The organism is Streptomyces sp. MMCC 100 (assembly GCF_041538145.2).
Classification (GTDB): Bacteria; Actinomycetota; Actinomycetes; order Streptomycetales; family Streptomycetaceae; genus Streptomyces.
The window spans coordinates 2027952-2043991 of record NZ_JBGORK020000001.1 but is presented as its reverse complement, the minus strand read 5'-3'; the positions used below and the strand labels follow the sequence as shown (position 1 = coordinate 2043991).

Annotated in this window: 12 protein-coding genes; 1 reads left to right on the top strand and 11 read right to left on the bottom strand. The window is 72.2% G+C overall.

Annotation, left to right across the window (positions count from 1 at the left end):
• Positions 1–2 precede the first annotated feature (2 nt).
• The 11 genes from ABS735_RS09385 to ABS735_RS09335 form a co-directional block, all read right to left on the bottom strand.
• Complete coding sequence (locus ABS735_RS09385) at positions 3–1025, bottom strand: ADP-ribosylglycohydrolase family protein (protein ID WP_373906543.1); 1023 nt, start codon at positions 1023–1025, stop codon at positions 3–5.
• Positions 1022–1741 (bottom strand): NUDIX hydrolase, encoded by a 720-nt coding sequence (locus ABS735_RS09380; protein WP_373906544.1) that lies wholly within the window; start codon positions 1739–1741, stop codon positions 1022–1024. The genes ABS735_RS09385 and ABS735_RS09380 overlap by 4 nt, the downstream gene beginning before the upstream one ends.
• A gap of 80 nt (positions 1742–1821) precedes the next feature.
• Complete coding sequence (locus ABS735_RS09375; RefSeq protein WP_373906545.1) at positions 1822–2937, bottom strand: pseudouridine synthase; 1116 nt, start codon at positions 2935–2937, stop codon at positions 1822–1824.
• Positions 2937–3590, bottom strand: coding sequence for an SMC-Scp complex subunit ScpB (scpB, locus tag ABS735_RS09370; RefSeq protein WP_373906546.1), 654 nt, complete (start codon positions 3588–3590; stop codon positions 2937–2939). Before scpB ends, ABS735_RS09375 begins: the two co-directional genes overlap by 1 nt.
• Entirely contained in the window at positions 3587–4753 is a 1167-nt protein-coding gene (locus ABS735_RS09365; protein WP_373906547.1) for a segregation and condensation protein A, read from the bottom strand. The genes scpB and ABS735_RS09365 overlap by 4 nt, the downstream gene beginning before the upstream one ends.
• Before the next feature lie 363 nt (positions 4754–5116).
• On the bottom strand, positions 5117–5629 hold the full coding sequence (locus ABS735_RS09360) for a hypothetical protein (protein WP_373906548.1): 513 nt from the start codon (positions 5627–5629) through the stop codon (positions 5117–5119).
• Positions 5630–5670: 41 nt separating this feature from the next.
• A complete protein-coding gene (locus ABS735_RS09355) occupies positions 5671–6801 on the bottom strand; it encodes a ParA family protein (RefSeq protein ID WP_373906549.1) in 1131 nt (376 codons plus the stop codon).
• A 387-nt stretch (positions 6802–7188) separates the two neighbouring features.
• Positions 7189–8304, bottom strand: coding sequence for an alanine dehydrogenase (gene ald / locus ABS735_RS09350; protein ID WP_373906582.1), 1116 nt, complete (start codon positions 8302–8304; stop codon positions 7189–7191).
• Between the two features lie 141 nt (positions 8305–8445).
• The gene (locus ABS735_RS09345; protein WP_373906550.1) at positions 8446–10473 is read right to left on the bottom strand and encodes a tetratricopeptide repeat protein; all 2028 of its coding nucleotides are present in this window, start codon (positions 10471–10473) and stop codon (positions 8446–8448) included.
• Between the two features lie 165 nt (positions 10474–10638).
• Positions 10639–11274, bottom strand: a complete 636-nt coding sequence (locus ABS735_RS09340) for an NUDIX domain-containing protein (protein ID WP_373906551.1) — start codon at positions 11272–11274, stop codon at positions 10639–10641.
• 85 nt (positions 11275–11359) lie between these two features.
• On the bottom strand, positions 11360–13009 hold the full coding sequence (locus ABS735_RS09335) for a CTP synthase (RefSeq protein ID WP_373906552.1): 1650 nt from the start codon (positions 13007–13009) through the stop codon (positions 11360–11362).
• 585 nt (positions 13010–13594) lie between these two features.
• Between ABS735_RS09335 and ABS735_RS09330 the strand changes: the two genes are divergently transcribed.
• Positions 13595–15397: a glycoside hydrolase family 15 protein gene (locus tag ABS735_RS09330; protein WP_373906553.1), complete on the top strand. Its 1803-nt coding sequence runs from the start codon at positions 13595–13597 to the stop codon at positions 15395–15397.
• Positions 15398–16040: the final 643 nt, after the last annotated feature.

Here is a 16040-nt window from a genome sequence, read left to right as displayed (position 1 = left end):
GCTCAAGCGTCCCAGAGCGCTCCCAGGGCCAGCAGGTCGCCCCGGTACTCGATGCGGTCCGCCCAGTCGGCCGGCCAGGCGTCGGCCCCCAGGTGCGCGCCCGCGAAGGCGCCCGCGAGGCAGGCGATGGAGTCGGAGTCGCCGGAGGTGCAGGCGCCGCGGCGCAGGACGGTCAGCGGCTCGTCGACGAAGAGCAGGAAGCAGAGCAGCCCGGCCGCCATGGCCTCCTCGGCGATCCAGCCCTGGCCGACGGCCAGGCAGGGGTCCGTCTCGGGCGAGGCGGTGCGTACCGCCTCCTGGAGCCGGTCGAGTATCGCCAGGCACTCGTCCCAGCCGCGCGCGATGAAGTGCTCGGGTGTGGGGTCCTGGGCGCGGGTCCACAGGTCGCCGAGCCAGCGCTCGTGGTAGCGGGTGCGGTTGTCGTAGGCGTACGAGCGCAGCCGCCCGACCAGTCCGGTCGGCTCGGCTCCCTCGGCGAGCAGCCGTACGGCGTGCGCGGTGAGGTCGGAGGCGGCGAGCGCGGTCGGGTGGCCGTGAGTGAGCGCGGACTGCAACTGGGCGGCGCCCGCGCGCTGTTCGTCGCTCAGGCCGGGCACGAGTCCGACCGGTGCGACGCGCATGTTGGCGCCGCAGCCCTTGGAGTGGACCTGGCTGGCGTCCTGCCAGGGGCGGCCCGGGGTCTTGAGCCGGTCGCAGGCCTTGAGGCAGGTGTTGCCCGGCGCCCGGTTGTTCTCCGGCGACTGGTACCAGTCGACGAACTCCTCGCGCACCGGCCGTTCCATCCGCTTGGGGCCGAGCAGCCCCCGGTCCATGGCCGTCCGCAGGCCCTTGCCCAGCGCCAGCGTCATCTGCGTGTCGTCGGTGACGATCGCGGGCCGGGGCAGCGTCATCTCCCGCCAGGGACCACACTTGGCGAGGATCGACGGGACGTCGTCGAACTCGGTGGGGAAGCCCAGCGCGTCGCCGAGGGCGAGGCCGATGAGCGCTCCGGTGGCGGCGCGCTTGGTGCCGGTGGTCGTGGTCATGCGGGGCGTCCTTCCCGAGGGGTGCGGAGCAGCGGTGGGTGCAGGGTGGCGGCGGGGCCGGCGCGGTACACGGCGGCGGGCTTGCCGCGGCCTCCGGTCAGGCGGGCGGCGCCCGGGACGGGCTCGACGAAGCCGGGGGTGGCGAGGACCTTGCGGCGGAAGTTGGGCCGGTCCAGGGCTGCGCCCCACACCGTCTCGTAGACCTGCTGCAGCTCGCCCAGCGTGAACTCGGCCGGGCAGAAGGCGGTGGCCAGGCAGGTGTACTCCAGCTTGGCGCCGACCCGGTCCCGGGCGTCGGCCAGAATCCGGTCGTGGTCGAAGGCGAGGCCCTGGGCCTCGTCGTACGGCATCCAGCGGGCCTCGGCCGCGTCGCCGCCGCCGTGCGGTTCGGGCGGGTCCGGCAGCAGAGCGGCGAAGGCGACGGACACCACCCGCATGCGGGGGTCGCGGCCGGGCTCGCTGTAGGTGCGCAGCTGCTCCAGGTGCAGCCCGGTCACGTCCGCCAGACCGGTCTCCTCGGCCAGCTCCCGGCGGGCGGCCGTCTCCGCCGACTCCTCGGGAAGCAGGAAGCCGCCGGGCAGCGCCCAGCGGCCCGCGTACGGCTCCTGCCCGCGCTCGACGAGCAGCACGTGCAGCGCGCCCGCGCGGAGCGTGAGGACGGCGAGATCGACGGTGACGGCGAAGGGTTCGAAAGCGTGCTTGTCGTAGCCGTGCACGACCGGCCACCCCCTTAATAGTCGCTGCGACTATAAAAGAGGGTGGCCGGTCGGCACAAGCCTCGTACGGGCGGGGCCGCCTAGAGGTCGACCTCCGACATCAGCATCCCGACCTCCGTGTTGGACAGGCGGCGCAGCCAGCCCGACTTCTGGTCGCCCAGCGTGATCGGGCCGAAGGCGGTACGCACCAGCTTGTCGACGGGGAAGCCCGCCTCCGCCAGCATCCGGCGGACGATGTGCTTGCGGCCCTCGTGCAGGGTGACCTCGACCAGGTAGTTCTTGCCGGTCTGCTCGACGACCCGGAAGTGGTCCGCGCGCGCGTACCCGTCCTCCAGCTGGATGCCGTCCTTGAGGCGCTTGCCGAGGTCGCGCGGGATCGGGCCCACGATGTGCGCGAGGTACGTCTTCTTGACGCCGTACCGGGGGTGGGTCAGGCGGTGGGCCAGCTCGCCGTGGTTGGTGAGCAGGATGACGCCCTCGGTCTCGGTGTCGAGCCGGCCCACGTGGAAGAGGCGGGTCTCGCGGTTGGTGACGTAGTCACCGAGGCACTGGCGGCCCTCCGGGTCCTCCATGGTGGAGACGACACCGGCGGGCTTGTTGAGCGAGAAGAACTGGTACGACTGCGTGGCGACGGTCAGGCCGTCGACCTTGACCTCGTCCTTCTCCGGGTCGACGCGGCGGCCCTGCTCCAGCACGATCTCGCCGTTGATCTCGACCCTGGCCTGCTCGATCAGCTCCTCGCAGGCGCGCCGGGAGCCGTAGCCCGCGCGCGCGAGGACCTTCTGCAGCCGCTCGCCCTCCTGCTCGGCGCCCGGGAAGGTCTTGGGCAGCTTGACGTCCTTCTTGCCCGCGTACCGCTCGCGGTTGCGCTCCTCGGCCCGCGTCTCGTACTCGCGGGACGTGGCCGGGACGCTGCGCCCGCGCTCCTGGGGCCGCTTCGGGCCGCCCTTGGCGCCGCCGCGGGCCGAGGCACCGCGGCCGGACTTGGGTCCGTCCTTGGTGGCGCCGGGGCCCACGTCGTAGCGCCGCTCCTCCGGGCGCGGCTTCTTGGGACGGCCGCCCTGCTTGTCGTCGCGGTTGTTGCCGGCGCCGCGGTAGTTGCCGCGGCCACCGCCACTCCCGCCGCGGCCGCCGCTGTTGCCACCACGGCTCCCGCCGTTGTTTCCGCTGCTGTTCCTGCCGCTGCTGCTTCGCATCAAAATTCCGTCTTGTCGTGTGCGCCCTCGGTATCCGGGGCGTCCGGATCGAACGACGGGACCCCTTCCAGCGTCTCGGCCTCGATCGCCTCCGCCTCCGGGAGGAAGGGCGCGAGCTCCGGGAGCTCGTCCAGGCCGCGCAGGCCCATCCGCTCCAGGAAGTAGTTCGTCGTCACGTACAGGATCGCACCTGTTTCGGGTTCCGTGCCCGCCTCCTCGACCAGACCCCGCTGCAGGAGGGTGCGCATCACACCGTCGCAGTTCACGCCGCGCACCGCCGAGACCCGGCTGCGGCTGACCGGCTGGCGGTAGGCGACCACGGCGAGGGTCTCGAGGGCGGCCTGGGTGAGACGGGCGTGCTGGCCGTCCAGGACGAAGCCCTCGACGGCCGCGGCGTACTCGGGCCGGCTGTAGAAGCGCCAGCCGCCCGCGACCAGGCGCAGCTCGAAACCGCGGCCCTGGACGGCGTACTCGTCGGCCAGCTCGCGCAGGGCGTCCGCGACCCGCCGCCGGGGCCGCTGCAGTATCTTCGCCAGCTGCTCCTCGGTCGCGGGCTCGTCGACGACCATGAGGACGGCTTCGAGCGCGGGCTTGAGGTCGAGGCCGGCGACGCCGCCCGGCTCCTTTGGAACCTCGGTGGTCTGCTCACTCACGCCTTCTGCTCCTCCTTCGGCGCCTCGGGCGGCCGGTCGAACTCGTCGGTCACCACCGGCTGGGCGTCCCCGTCGCCACCGGCCCAGCGCACCAGCAGGTCTCCGAGAGCGGTCTCCTGGTCCAGCTCGACGGCCTTCTCCCGGTACAGCTCCAGCAGGGCCAGGAAGCGGGCGACGACGGTCAGGGTGTCCTCGGTGTCCTGGACCAGCACGCGGAAGCTGGCCTCGCCCAGCTCCTTCAGGCGGGCGACGACGATCCCGGCCTGCTCCTGCACGCTGACCAGGGGCGCGTGGATGTGCTCGACGTACACCTGCGGCTTGGGCCTCGGCTGCATCGCCTTCACGGCGAGCTTGGCGAAGCCCTCGGGGCCGATGCTGATGACGACCTCGGGCAGCAGCTCGGCGTGGTGGGGCTCCAGGCCGACGGTACGGGGGTAGCGGCGGGCCTCGGCCTCCAGCCGCTCGTTGAAGATGTCCGCGATCCGCTTGTACGCGCGGTACTGGAGCAGGCGGGCGAAGAGCAGGTCGCGGGCTTCGAGCAGGGCGAGGTCGGCCTCGTCCTCGACCTCGGCGGCGGGCAGCAGCCGGGCCGCCTTGAGGTCGAGCAGCGTCGCCGCGACCACCAGGAACTCGGTGGTCTGGTCGAGGTCCCAGTCCGGCCCCATCGCCCGGATGTGCGCCATGAACTCGTCGGTCACCTTCGACAGCGCGACCTCGGTGACGTCCATCTTGTGCTTGGAGATCAACTGGAGGAGCAGATCGAACGGCCCCTCGAAGTTGGCGAGCCGCACCTTGAAGACGCCGCCGTCCGCTTCGTCGGAGGCGTCCTCCGCGGGCGCCTGGGACGAGGCGACGCCATGCTGTCCGCAGGCCCCCTCACCGTGCTCCCCGGATGCCTCCTCACCGCCGCCCCGCGGTGAGCCTCCCGGCCCGGTGGCCGTGGGCTCCCCGTCCGTGCGCGGCGCGCTGTCGCGGAGCCCGGCGCCGGGCTCCGTCCCGGCGGTCCGGGGCGTGCCCGCGAGCGTCGGTGCCGCGGAGGCGTCGGCCGCCGGGAGCGGCCGCTCGACCGGCGCGAGACCCTCGTGATCCGCGCCCCCGGGAGCGTGTCCCGGCGCGGGAAGCCTCTCCGCGTCCGTGCCCGTGGGCTCAGGCCCCGAGCGCACCCCGGGCTCCGAGGAAGCCGGTTCCGCTCCGGGCGCTCCGGGCGCTCCGTGCGCCCCGGTGTCCGAAGTCCCGGGGGCCCGCTCGTCCGCGCCCGGCGCCGGCGTCTCCTGGACACGCGCCGGGTCTGCGGGGTCCGCGGTGGGCGCCCCGGCCGAGGCGGGGGCCGGTCCGCCTCGGAGGTCCTGCCCGGCGGTCCCTGCTCCGGTGGGCCCGGGGAGGCCGGTGCCGGGGGACGTCTCCTCGGGGAGCGGCGGAGCCTCCGACGCCCCGGGGCCTCTCCCCAGCGCACGCCGACGGCCGGCGCGCGGGGTACGGCCGGGGCGGGGGGCGTCGTTCGAGGTCATGGCCCCCGCAGGCTACCGCTACCGCCCGCGCAGCCGTCGTACGAGGATGCTGGCGTCCCCGCGGGTCTCCAGGTCGGCCAGGACCACGGCGACCGCCTCGCGGACGATGCGGCCGCGGTCGACGGCCAGGCCGTGCTCGCCGCGGAGCACCAGGCGGGCGTGTTCCAGGTCCATCAGCTCCTCGGCGGAGACGTACACGGTGATCTTCTCGTCGTGGCGCTCCCGGCCGCTGGGGCGGCGCGAAGGGGAGCGTCCGCGCTTGCGGGGCCGGTCGGCGGCAGAACCTTCCTGCGCCCCCGCACCCGGCCCGGAGCCGCGCGTGGAGCGCTCCGCACCCCGGCTGCGCGACTCGCCCGCCGAACCCGGTTCGGCGTCCGCCGCGGCGTGCTCCGCGCCCTCGCCGTCGCCGCCCTGCGCGGGCACCGACTGCGGTGCGTCCTCGGCGGCGGCCTGGTCGCTCTCCCCCGCCGGCGCCGGCACTCGGGCTTCCCCGTTGGCCGTGCGCCGCGGGGTGGACGCCTGGAGCGCCATTCCCCCTGTCGTACGGAAGAGTTCGTCGGCCCCCGGCAGACTCACTCGGCGTGACACCGGGCGAGCACCTCCCTGGCGAGCTGGCGGTAGGCGGCGGCACCGACGGAGTTGGACGCGTACGTGGTGATCGGCTCACCGGCGACCGTGGTCTCCGGGAAGCGGACCGTGCGCCCGATGACCGTGTGGTAGACGTGGTCGTCGAACGCCTCGACGACCCGCGCGAGCACCTCACGGCTGTGCACCGTGCGCGAGTCGTACATCGTGGCGAGGATGCCGTCGAGCTCCAGGTCGGGGTTGAGCCGCTCCTGGACCTTCTCGATCGTCTCGGTCAGCAGCGCCACACCGCGCAGCGCGAAGAACTCGCACTCGAGCGGCACGATCACCTTGTGCGCGGCGGTCAGGGCGTTGACCGTGAGCAGGCCGAGCGAGGGCTGGCAGTCGATGACGATGTAGTCGTAGTCGTCCATCAGCGGCTTGAGCGCCCGCTGCAGCGTGGACTCGCGCGCGACCTCGCTCACCAGCTGCACCTCGGCCGCCGACAGGTCGATGTTGCTGGGCAGCAGGTCCATGTTGGGGACCGCGGTCTTCAGCAGCACCTCGTCGGCCGCCATGCCCCGCTCCATGAGCAGGTTGTAGACGGTGAGGTCGAGCTCCATCGGGTTGACGCCGAGACCGACCGACAGCGCGCCCTGCGGGTCGAAGTCGACGAGCAGCACCCGGCGCCCGTACTCGGCGAGCGCGGCACCCAGGTTGATGGTCGACGTGGTCTTGCCCACGCCGCCTTTCTGGTTGCACATCGCGATGATCTTGGCGGGGCCGTGATCGGTCAGCGGGCCCGGGATCGGGAAGTACGGCAGCGGGCGTCCGGTCGGGCCGATGCGCTCGCGGCGCTGTCGGGCCGCGTCGGGCGCGAGCGTGGCGGCGTACTCGGGATCCGGCTCGTACTCCGCGTCCGGGTCGTAGAAGTGCCCCTCGGGCAGTTCGTCGTAGTCGGCGAAGTGGTTGCGGGGCGCGCCACTTCCGTCGCCGGCCATGGCGTTCACGTGTTGGCCATCCATACTCATGTGTGCTGTCCGAGTTGCCTGCGGACTGTGGTGGTCGGCTGCGGAGGTGCGTACAGCTACGGAGCCGACAGCCTCGAGACGCGCGGGACCGTGGGTCCGTGTCGGCATTCCTGGTTGACCACCCCCGGGAGTAAATGTCGACTCATTCACAAGTCGTCTTACCTCCTTGGTGACCAGGGAACTTCTAGACAGGTCAGCGTGGCACCATGCCGACGTTCGGCGACTCTATGGCGTGTCGGCCGTCCGCAGCAACACAATCCGCCGGACCCGGCCCGATGTGTCGGCAATGAAACATCCCTCTGTCAAGGGCGTACGGCCGTCGCACAGCAGGTTTCACCGGTGCGCGAATCGGTTGAAGCGTTACGTTCGAGGCGAGTTGACCGAGAATCGCAAAGTGACCATACACACACCCGGCCGGACCTTGTCGGGCAAGGTCCGGCCGGGTGTGCGGGGTTGACGACGACTGTTGACGTATCGCCTTTGCCGTTTGATGACTTAGGCGAGCAGAGTCGCCGGATCGACATACTCCAGGCCGTGCGCCTCGGCGACCTCGCGGTAAACCACCTTGCCGTCATGGGTGTTGAGACCCTTGGCCAGTGCCGGGTCGCGACGCAGCGCCTCGACCCAGCCGCGGTCGGCCAGCTCGACGATGTAGGGCAGCGTGGCGTTGGTGAGCGCGTTGGTGGAGGTGTTGGGCACCGCGCCCGGCATGTTGGCCACGCAGTAGAAGACCGAGTTGTGGACCTTGAAGGTCGGCTCGGCGTGCGTGGTCGGGTGCGAGTCCTCGAAGCAGCCGCCCTGGTCGATCGCGATGTCGACAAGGACACTGCCCGGCTTCATGCGGGAGACCAGCTCGTTGGTGACCAACTTCGGGGCCTTGGCGCCCGGAATGAGCACCGCACCGATGACCAGGTCGGCGTCGAGGACGGCCTTCTCCAGCTCGAAGGAGTTGGACATGACGGCCTTGACCTTGGTGCCGAAGATCTTGTCGGCCTCGCGCAGCTTGTTGATGTCGCGGTCGAGCAGGGTCACGTCGAAGCCCAGGCCGACGGCGATCTGGGTGGCGTTCCAGCCGGAGACGCCACCGCCGATGACGACGGCCTTGGCCGGGGTCACGCCGGGCACGCCGCCGGGCAGCACGCCGCGCCCGCCATTGGGGGCCATCAGGTGGTAAGCGCCGACCTGCGGCGCGATCCGGCCCGCGACCTCGGACATCGGGGCCAGCAGCGGCAGCGCGCGGCTGGGCAGCTCGACCGTCTCGTAGGCGATGGCGGTGGTGCCGGACTCGATGAGCGCGTCCGTGCACTCCTTGGAGGCGGCCAGGTGCAGGTAGGTGAAGAGCGTCTGGTCCTTGCGCAGGCGGTGGTACTCCTCCGCGATCGGCTCCTTGACCTTCAGGAGCAGGTCCGCGGTGGCCCAGACCTCGTCGGCGGTGTCGAGTATCCGCGCACCGGCCGCGACGTACTCCTCGTCGGGGATCGAGGAGCCGACGCCGGCGTTGCGCTCGACGACGACCTGGTGACCGTGGCGCACCAGCTCGTGCACGCCGGCGGGGGTGATGGCCACCCGGAACTCGTTGTTCTTGACCTCGCGGGGGATGCCGACCTTCACGTGGATCACGGTCCTTGGCTCAGAGGATGGGCTATTACAAGGCATACCCACTCAAGCGCGGGCACACCGGGAGAGACCACAGAGAACGTGCGGCAAAGCCAGTCTAATGAAGGCGTTCTCTCTGTCTAGCCTTTCAAAGCATTAATCTTCAGACGATGCGCTACGGATTTCGCAGGCGTCTGCGGGATCTTCCCTCAACATGCGCTCGGCCGCACTCCGCTGCAGTGCGGCCGCGGTGGGGTCGCCGAGCCGGTCGAGGGTGTCGGCGAGGCGCAGGTGCAGGGCGGCCTGGAGCCTTACGTCCTCGGCCCGGCGGGCCCAGTCGACGGCTTCCTGGCAGGTGCGCAGCGACTCCTCGGGGCGTCCGGCGTACTCCTGGACCCGGGCCAGCTCGGACAGCGCCCGGGCGTGCACGGCCACGTCGCCGGACTTGCGGTACCCGGCGATGGCCGCCCGCCAGGCCCGCACCGCCTCGCCGTAGCGTCCGGCGTAGGTGTGGGCGGTGGCGATACGGCCGTAGACCCGGGCGGCGTCGGCGCGCTCGTCCCGGGCGAGGCGCTGGGCGAGGGCCCGGCCGAACCAGTCGGCGGCGCGGTCGTAGTCCCCGAGCTCCAGGTGGGCGCCGCCCACGGATTCCATCGCGCGGCCGGTCGCGTACGGGTCGTCGGCCTCACGCCCGGCGTCCAGCGCGGCCCGGTAGCGCACCAGGGCCTCGGCGGTGCGGCCGGTGCGGGCGTCCAGGTCGGCCAGGTTCAGCAGGGCCGCCGCCTTCTCCCGGGGCAATTCGCGGCGCTCCGCCACGTCGAGGACGAGGCGGTGGATGCCGTACAGGTCGGGGGCCGCGGCCTGGGTGCCGAAGTGGGCGACCATGGCCCGCACCAGCTGGGACATCAGCCTGCGGGCGAGGGTGTCCAGCTCGCCGTCGGCGACCGCGAGGCGGGCCGCGGCGAGCAGGGCGGGGCGCCGGGCGCGCAGCCAGTCGGCGGCGGCCCTGGGGTGCGGGAAGCGCAGGTCGCGCGGCGTGGCGAGGAGCTTCTCGCGGGCCTGCGGGCTGTCGGTCTCGGTGACCGCCCGGCAGGACTGGAGCAGCCGCACCGTCCGCTCCAGCATGCGGGCGCGGGCCAGCTGGAGCTCGGCGGGCCGGTCGTGCTTGCGGGCGAGGCGCCTCAGCTGTGCGTGCAGGCACCCGGGGACCTCGTACTCGGGCAGCGGCGAGCCGACGGCGCGCAGCAGGCCGAGGGCGACGAAGTCGTCCAGGGTGCCGCGGGCGCCGGTCACCGAGCAGCCGGCGAGCGCGGAGGCGGTGTGCGGGTCGACCAGGCCCGCCGGGGCGAGGGAGAGCAGTCGCAGCATCCGGGCGGCGGTGCTGGACAGGGACGCGTAGACGAGGCGGAAGACGCGGCCGAGCGCGCTCCCTTCCTCGTTCTCCGCGTGGAGGTGCTTGGCGAGGTCGGCGACGGCCGCCTGGGGACGGGCCGCGAGCCAGCCGCCGGCCAGGGTCAGCGCTGCGGGCTGGGCCTGGCAGAGCTCGACCAGCTGTTCGGCGGCCCTGGGGTCGACGGTGATGCGCACCGAGCCGGTGCGGCGGGACAGCAGTTCCACGGCCGACTTGGTGTCCAGGCCCCCCAGCGTGCACGGACGGACGTCCGCGATGCCGGTCAGCGGGCCCTCGGCCACGGCGACGGCCAGGCAGTCCGGGGTGTCCGGCAGCAGCGCGTCGACCTGCTCGGCGTCGGCGACGGCGTCGAACAGGAGCAGGGCCCTGCGCTCGGCGAGCGCGGCGCGCAGGGCCTCGGTGAGGTCGTCCTCGTCGGCCCCGGGCGGGGCGGTGCGGTCCAGCTCGGTGAGCAAGTCCCGGGCGAGGCGTTCGACGGGGACCCGGGTGCCGTCCGGCTCGCTCAGCCTGGCCCGCAGCACGCCGTCGGGGTAGGCGTCCGCGACCTGCGCGGCCAGCTCCTCGGCGAGCGCGGTGCGCCCCGAGCCGGGCCGGCCCGCGATGAGCAGCACGCGCGCGCGGGGGGCCTTGCGGCCGGAGAGGGTGTCCAGGCCCGCGCGCTCGATGTCGGCGCGCAGCTCCTTCAGCTCCCGGGTGCGGCCGAGGAACCCGCTCTCCTCAGCAGGGTCCTGGGACAGCCGTACGCCGTCCGTGTCCACCGCCTGATCCGTCACGGGCCACACTCCCGATCCCACCGCACGCCGGTGCCCGCCGGAAGCCCGGTTCGGGCGTTTCCCGAGCCTAGTTCACGCTCTGCGACGTTCCCGGCGGAGCGCGGCGGGCACATCCCTCGATCGGATCAACCGATGGTCACACCGGCGAGGGCCCTGAGGCCGCCCTCAGGCCTCGAAGGGGCGGGCCGGCCACGGCGCCTGGGCCGGGCGGAGCGCGTCGAGGCCGTCGCCCTGCTCCGCCGCGACCAGCGAGAGCACGCCCACGACCAGGCAGTTGTTGTGCAGCTCCCCCGCGAGCACACCCCGGACCAGGTCCGCGACGGGCACCCGCTCCAGCTCCATGTCGGCCTCTTCGTCCTCGACCTCGAAGCGCTCACCGGCGGCGTCGGACAGGTCCCGGGCGAGGAAGATCCGTACGGCCTCGTCGCAGCCGCCGGGGGTGGTGTAGACGTCGGTCAGCACCCGCCAGTCCTCGGCCTTGACGTGCGCCTCCTCGTACAGCTCGCGCTGGGCGGCGTGCAGCGGGTTCTCGCCGGGGACGTCGAGCAGGCCGGCCGGGATCTCCCACAGCTTCTCGCGCACGGGGTGCCGGTACTGCCGGATGACCAGCACCCGGCCCTCGCCGTCCAGGGCGAGGACGGCGACGGAGCCGGGGTGGACCTGGTAGTCGCGGGTCACCACGGAGCCGTCGGGCATGACCACGTCGTCCGTGCGGACCGAGGTCTTCTTGCCCCGGAAGGGGGTCTGGCTGCCCCGGATCTCCCACTCCTCGGGGGTGTCCTTGATCGTGCTGCCCGTCATCGGTGACCTGCCCTTCCAGACGTACGCGAAAGCCGGGGCCCGCACCGTTGAGTGCGCGTGCCCCGGCCACCGTACAACTGGTGTGTTACTTCGACGTCTTCCGCTCGACCGCGGCCTTGACCAGCCCGGCGAAGAGCGGGTGCGGGCGGGTCGGGCGCGAGCGCAGCTCCGGGTGGGCCTGCGTGGCGACCAGGTAGGGGTGGACGTCGCGCGGGTACTCGACGTACTCGACGAGCTTGCCGTCCGGGGAGGTGCCCGAGAAGACGATGCCGGCCTTCTTCTCCAGCTCCGCGCGGTAGGCGTTGTTCACCTCGTAGCGGTGGCGGTGCCGCTCCTCGACGTACTCCTTGCCGTCGTAGACCTCGCGCACGATGGAGCCCTCGGCCAGCTTCGCCGGGTACATGCCGAGCCGCATCGTGCCGCCCAGGTCGCCCTCGCCGGCCACGATGTCCAGCTGCTCGGCCATGGTGGAGATGACCGGGTGGGCGGTGGCCGGGTCGAACTCGGTGGAGTTGGCGTCCCCGATGTCCGCCAGGTTGCGCGCCGCCTCGACCACGATGCACTGCAGGCCCAGGCAGAGGCCGAGCAGCGGGATCTTGTTCTCGCGGGCGTACTTGATGGCGCCGACCTTGCCGGTCACGCCGCGCTCGCCGAAGCCGCCCGGGATGCAGATCGCGTCGACGTCGCCGAGCTGCGCCTTGGCGCCGGCCGGGGTCTTGCAGTCGTCGGACGTGACCCACTTGATCTTCACGCGGGCCTTGTTGGCGAAGCCGCCCGCGCGCAGCGCCTCGGTGACCGAGAGGTAGGCGTCGGGCAGGTCGATGTACTTGCCGACCAGGGCCATGACGATCTCGTGCTCGGGCTTGTGCACGCGGTCGAGCAGGTCGTCCCAGGTCGTCCAGTCCACGTCGCGGAACGGCAGGTCCAGCTTGCGGACGACGTAGGCGTCCAGGCCCTCGGTGTGGATGACCTTCGGGATGTCGTAGATCGACCGGGCGTCGGGGCAGGCCACGACGGCGTCCTCGTCGACGTCGCACATCAGGGAGATCTTGCGCTTGATCGCGGTCGGGACCTCGCGGTCGCAGCGCAGCACGATCGCGTCCGGCTGGATACCGATGTTGCGCAGGGCGGCGACGCTGTGCTGGGTCGGCTTGGTCTTCAGCTCACCCGAGGGACCGATGTAGGGCAGGAGCGAGATGTGGACGACGAAGACGTTGTCGCGGCCGACCTCGTGCCGGACCTGGCGGACGGTCTCCAGGAACGGCAGCGACTCGATGTCGCCGACCGTGCCGCCGACCTCGGTGATCACGACGTCGACCTCGTCCGTCGCCATGCGGCGGATGCGGTGCTTGATCTCGTTCGTGATGTGCGGGATGACCTGCACGGTGTCGCCCAGGTACTCGCCGCGCCGCTCCTTGGCGATCACGGCCGAGTACACCTGGCCTGTAGTCACATTGGCGGTGCCGTCCAGGTCACGGTCGAGGAAGCGCTCGTAGTGTCCGATGTCCAGGTCGGTCTCGGCGCCGTCGTTGGTGACGAAGACCTCACCGTGCTGGAAGGGGTTCATCGTGCCGGGGTCGACGTTGAGGTACGGGTCGAGCTTCTGCATCACGACGCGCAGACCCCGGGCCTTGAGCAGCATGCCGAGGCTGGAGGCGGTGAGCCCCTTGCCGAGCGAGGAGGCGACACCCCCGGTGACGAAGATGTGCTTGGTCGTCGAGGATTTGGGCGGCATGGCCAAGAGGGGGCTCCCGTGGTCGCGGTCTGGGGTGCGGTGCGTTCGTCCTCCGCCCCGGTCGTACCGGGTGTCGTCGGCGGCGCCGTCGCTGCGGTTCCGGGGTTCTTCTCCCACCGGTCCACGGGCTACCAGCGTATCAGCGCCTCGGGGCGATGGCTTCCGGCCACCCTCCGCGCACGCCCGGACACGCAGGTGGGAGCGTCACCGTTTCCTCACCCGGTGGTCACCCGTTCGGCGGACCCGGGTTGCCCGGAGCGGCACACAGATCATCTACGTGCGTCGTATCCTGCTCGGACGTTCGCTGCCGGGCCCGCCCGGCGACACGGCACCACCCCTCGCCCGTCAGCACCGGAACAACGAGAGCTCGTCAGTTCGTTGAGCAACAATTGTCGTTCGGGGCACCACGTTTGGCTTCACGGCCGGACGGCTGCTTTGCTTCATGACTCAACGAGGCATGGCACGCAGGACACACATCCTCGACACACATTCCCTGACACATACCCCTGACCCCACCCTTGACCGCTGACCGCACTAGCGACCGCCCCCACGCGGGGTGACGTGGCCGTTCGACTGGAGTTGCACGTGGCCGGGCGCATCGAAGACTACGCACTCATCGGAGACATGCAGACCGCTGCCCTGGTCTGCCGGGACGGCACAGTCGACTGGCTGTGCCTGCCCCGCTTCGACTCGCATGCCATCTTCGCCGGCCTGCTGGGCACCGGGGAGCACGGTTTCTGGCGGCTCGGCCCCGCCTACGCCCCCGGCGCCGAACCGCCCACCGCGGCCCGGCGGACCTACCGAGGCGACTCACTGATCCTGGAGTCCGAGTGGGACACTCCGCGCGGCACCGTCCGGGTGATCGATTTCATGCCGCCGCGCGACGGCGCGCCGCAGCTGATCCGGATCGTGGAGGGCGTCTCCGGCCGGGTGCCGATGCGCTCGGAGCTGCGGATGCGGTTCAGCTACGGCCGGGTGGTCCCCTGGGTGCACAAGCAGGAGGGCCGTACGGTGGCCGTGGCGGGCCCGGACTCCGTGTGGTTCGACACGGAGGCGGAGACCTACGGCAAGGCGCTGACCACGTACGCGGACTTCACGGTGGCGCCGGGTGACCGGATCGCGTTCACCATCTCGTGGGAGCCCTCGCACAAGGAGCCGCCGGCGCTGCCAGAGCCCGAGCAGTCGCTGGTGGCCACCGAGGACTTCTGGCGCGACTGGGTCGAGCACTGCACGTACCACGGTCCCTACCGGGAGGCCGTGGTCCGCTCCCTGATCACGCTGAAGGCCCTGACGTACGCCCCCACCGGGGGCATCGTCGCCGCGCCCACCACCTCCCTGCCGGAGGACATCGGCGGCGTCCGCAACTGGGACTACCGCTACACCTGGCTGCGCGACGCCGCGATCACCCTGTCCTCGCTGCTGCGCACCGGATACCGCGAGGAGGCGCGGGCCTGGCGCGAATGGCTGCTGCGCGCGGTCGCCGGCGACCCCGAGAACCTGCAGATCATGTACGGCATCGCCGGCGAGCGGGAACTGGGCGAGGCGGAGCTGGACTGGCTGCCCGGCTACGAGGGCTCGACGCCGGTCCGGGTGGGCAACGGCGCGGCCCACCAGCTGCAGCTGGACGTCTACGGCGAGGTGACCGAGGCCCTGCACCTGGGCCACATGACGGGCCTGGCCCGCAACGACTACGCCTCGGTGCTCCAGCTCAAGCTGATCCGCTACCTGGAGTCCCACTGGCACGAGCCGGACGAGGGCATCTGGGAGGTACGCGGCCCGCGCCGCCACTTCGTGCACTCCAAGGTGATGGCCTGGGTCGCCGTCGACCGCACCATCAAGCTGATCGAGTCCGGCGACGCGGACGGCCCGCTGGAGCGCTGGAAGCAGCTGCGCGACGACATCCACCGGGACGTGTGCGAGAAGGGCTACGACAAGGAACGCAACACGTTCACGCAGTCCTACGGCTCGCAGGCGCTGGACGCCTCCCTGCTGCTGATTCCGCAGATGGGCTTCCTGCCGCCGGACGACAAGCGGGTCATCGGCACCATCGAGGCCATCCAGCGCGAGCTGTCCACCTCGGACGGTTTCATCCTGCGCTATCCGACGGACGGCGAGGACGAGGGCGTCGACGGTCTGCCGGGCGACGAGGGCGCCTTCCTGGCCTGCTCGTTCTGGATGGCCGACGACCTGGCGATGATCGGCCGGGTCGACGAGGCACGCAAGCTGTTCGAGAAGCTCCTCTCCCTGCGCAACGACCTCGGCCTCCTCGCCGAGGAGTGGGACCCCCGCCTGAAGCGCCAGGTCGGCAACTTCCCGCAGGCCTTCAGCCACGTGCCCCTGATCGACACGGCCCTCAGGTTGACGGCGAGCGGGGCGTACGGCGGCTGAGAGCGCGTACGGGGGTGAGGGCCGGGCCTGCGGCGACCGAACGAACGCGTGACCGGGCCCGACCCCTGCCGGCCCGTCCCCGCCGGCCGCTGTGGGCCCGGCTCGCTGCCGGCCCTGGCGGCCCGGGACGAGCGGCTCCCGGTGGTCCGGCGCCGCCCCCGGTCACCAGCGGCCCGGGACGGCCCCGCTCCCAGCGGCCCACCCACTGCCCATCGCCCCGGCCCACCCCCGGTCCACCACGACCCAGGCCGGGCTCCTCCCGGCGGTCCAGCGCCGCCGGCCATTGCTCACGGCCGAACCCGCTGCCAACCTCCGGTGACCGGCACGGACCACTCCCCAGTGGCCGAACCCGCTGCCCGGCCGCTGACGCCCGGGACACGCCCGCCCCCAGCGGCCCACCCACTGCCCATCGCCCCGGCCCGGCCCGGCCCACCCCCGGTCCACCACGACCCAGGCCGGGCTCCTCCCGGCGGTCCAGCGCCGCCGGCCGTCGCTCATGGCCCAACCCGGGCCGCTCCCAGTGGCCGAACCCGCTGCCCGGCCGCTGACGCCCGGGACACGCCCGCCCCCAGCGGCCCACCCACTGCCCATCGCCCCGGCCCGGCCCGGCCCACCCCCGGTCCACCACGACCCAGGCCGGGCT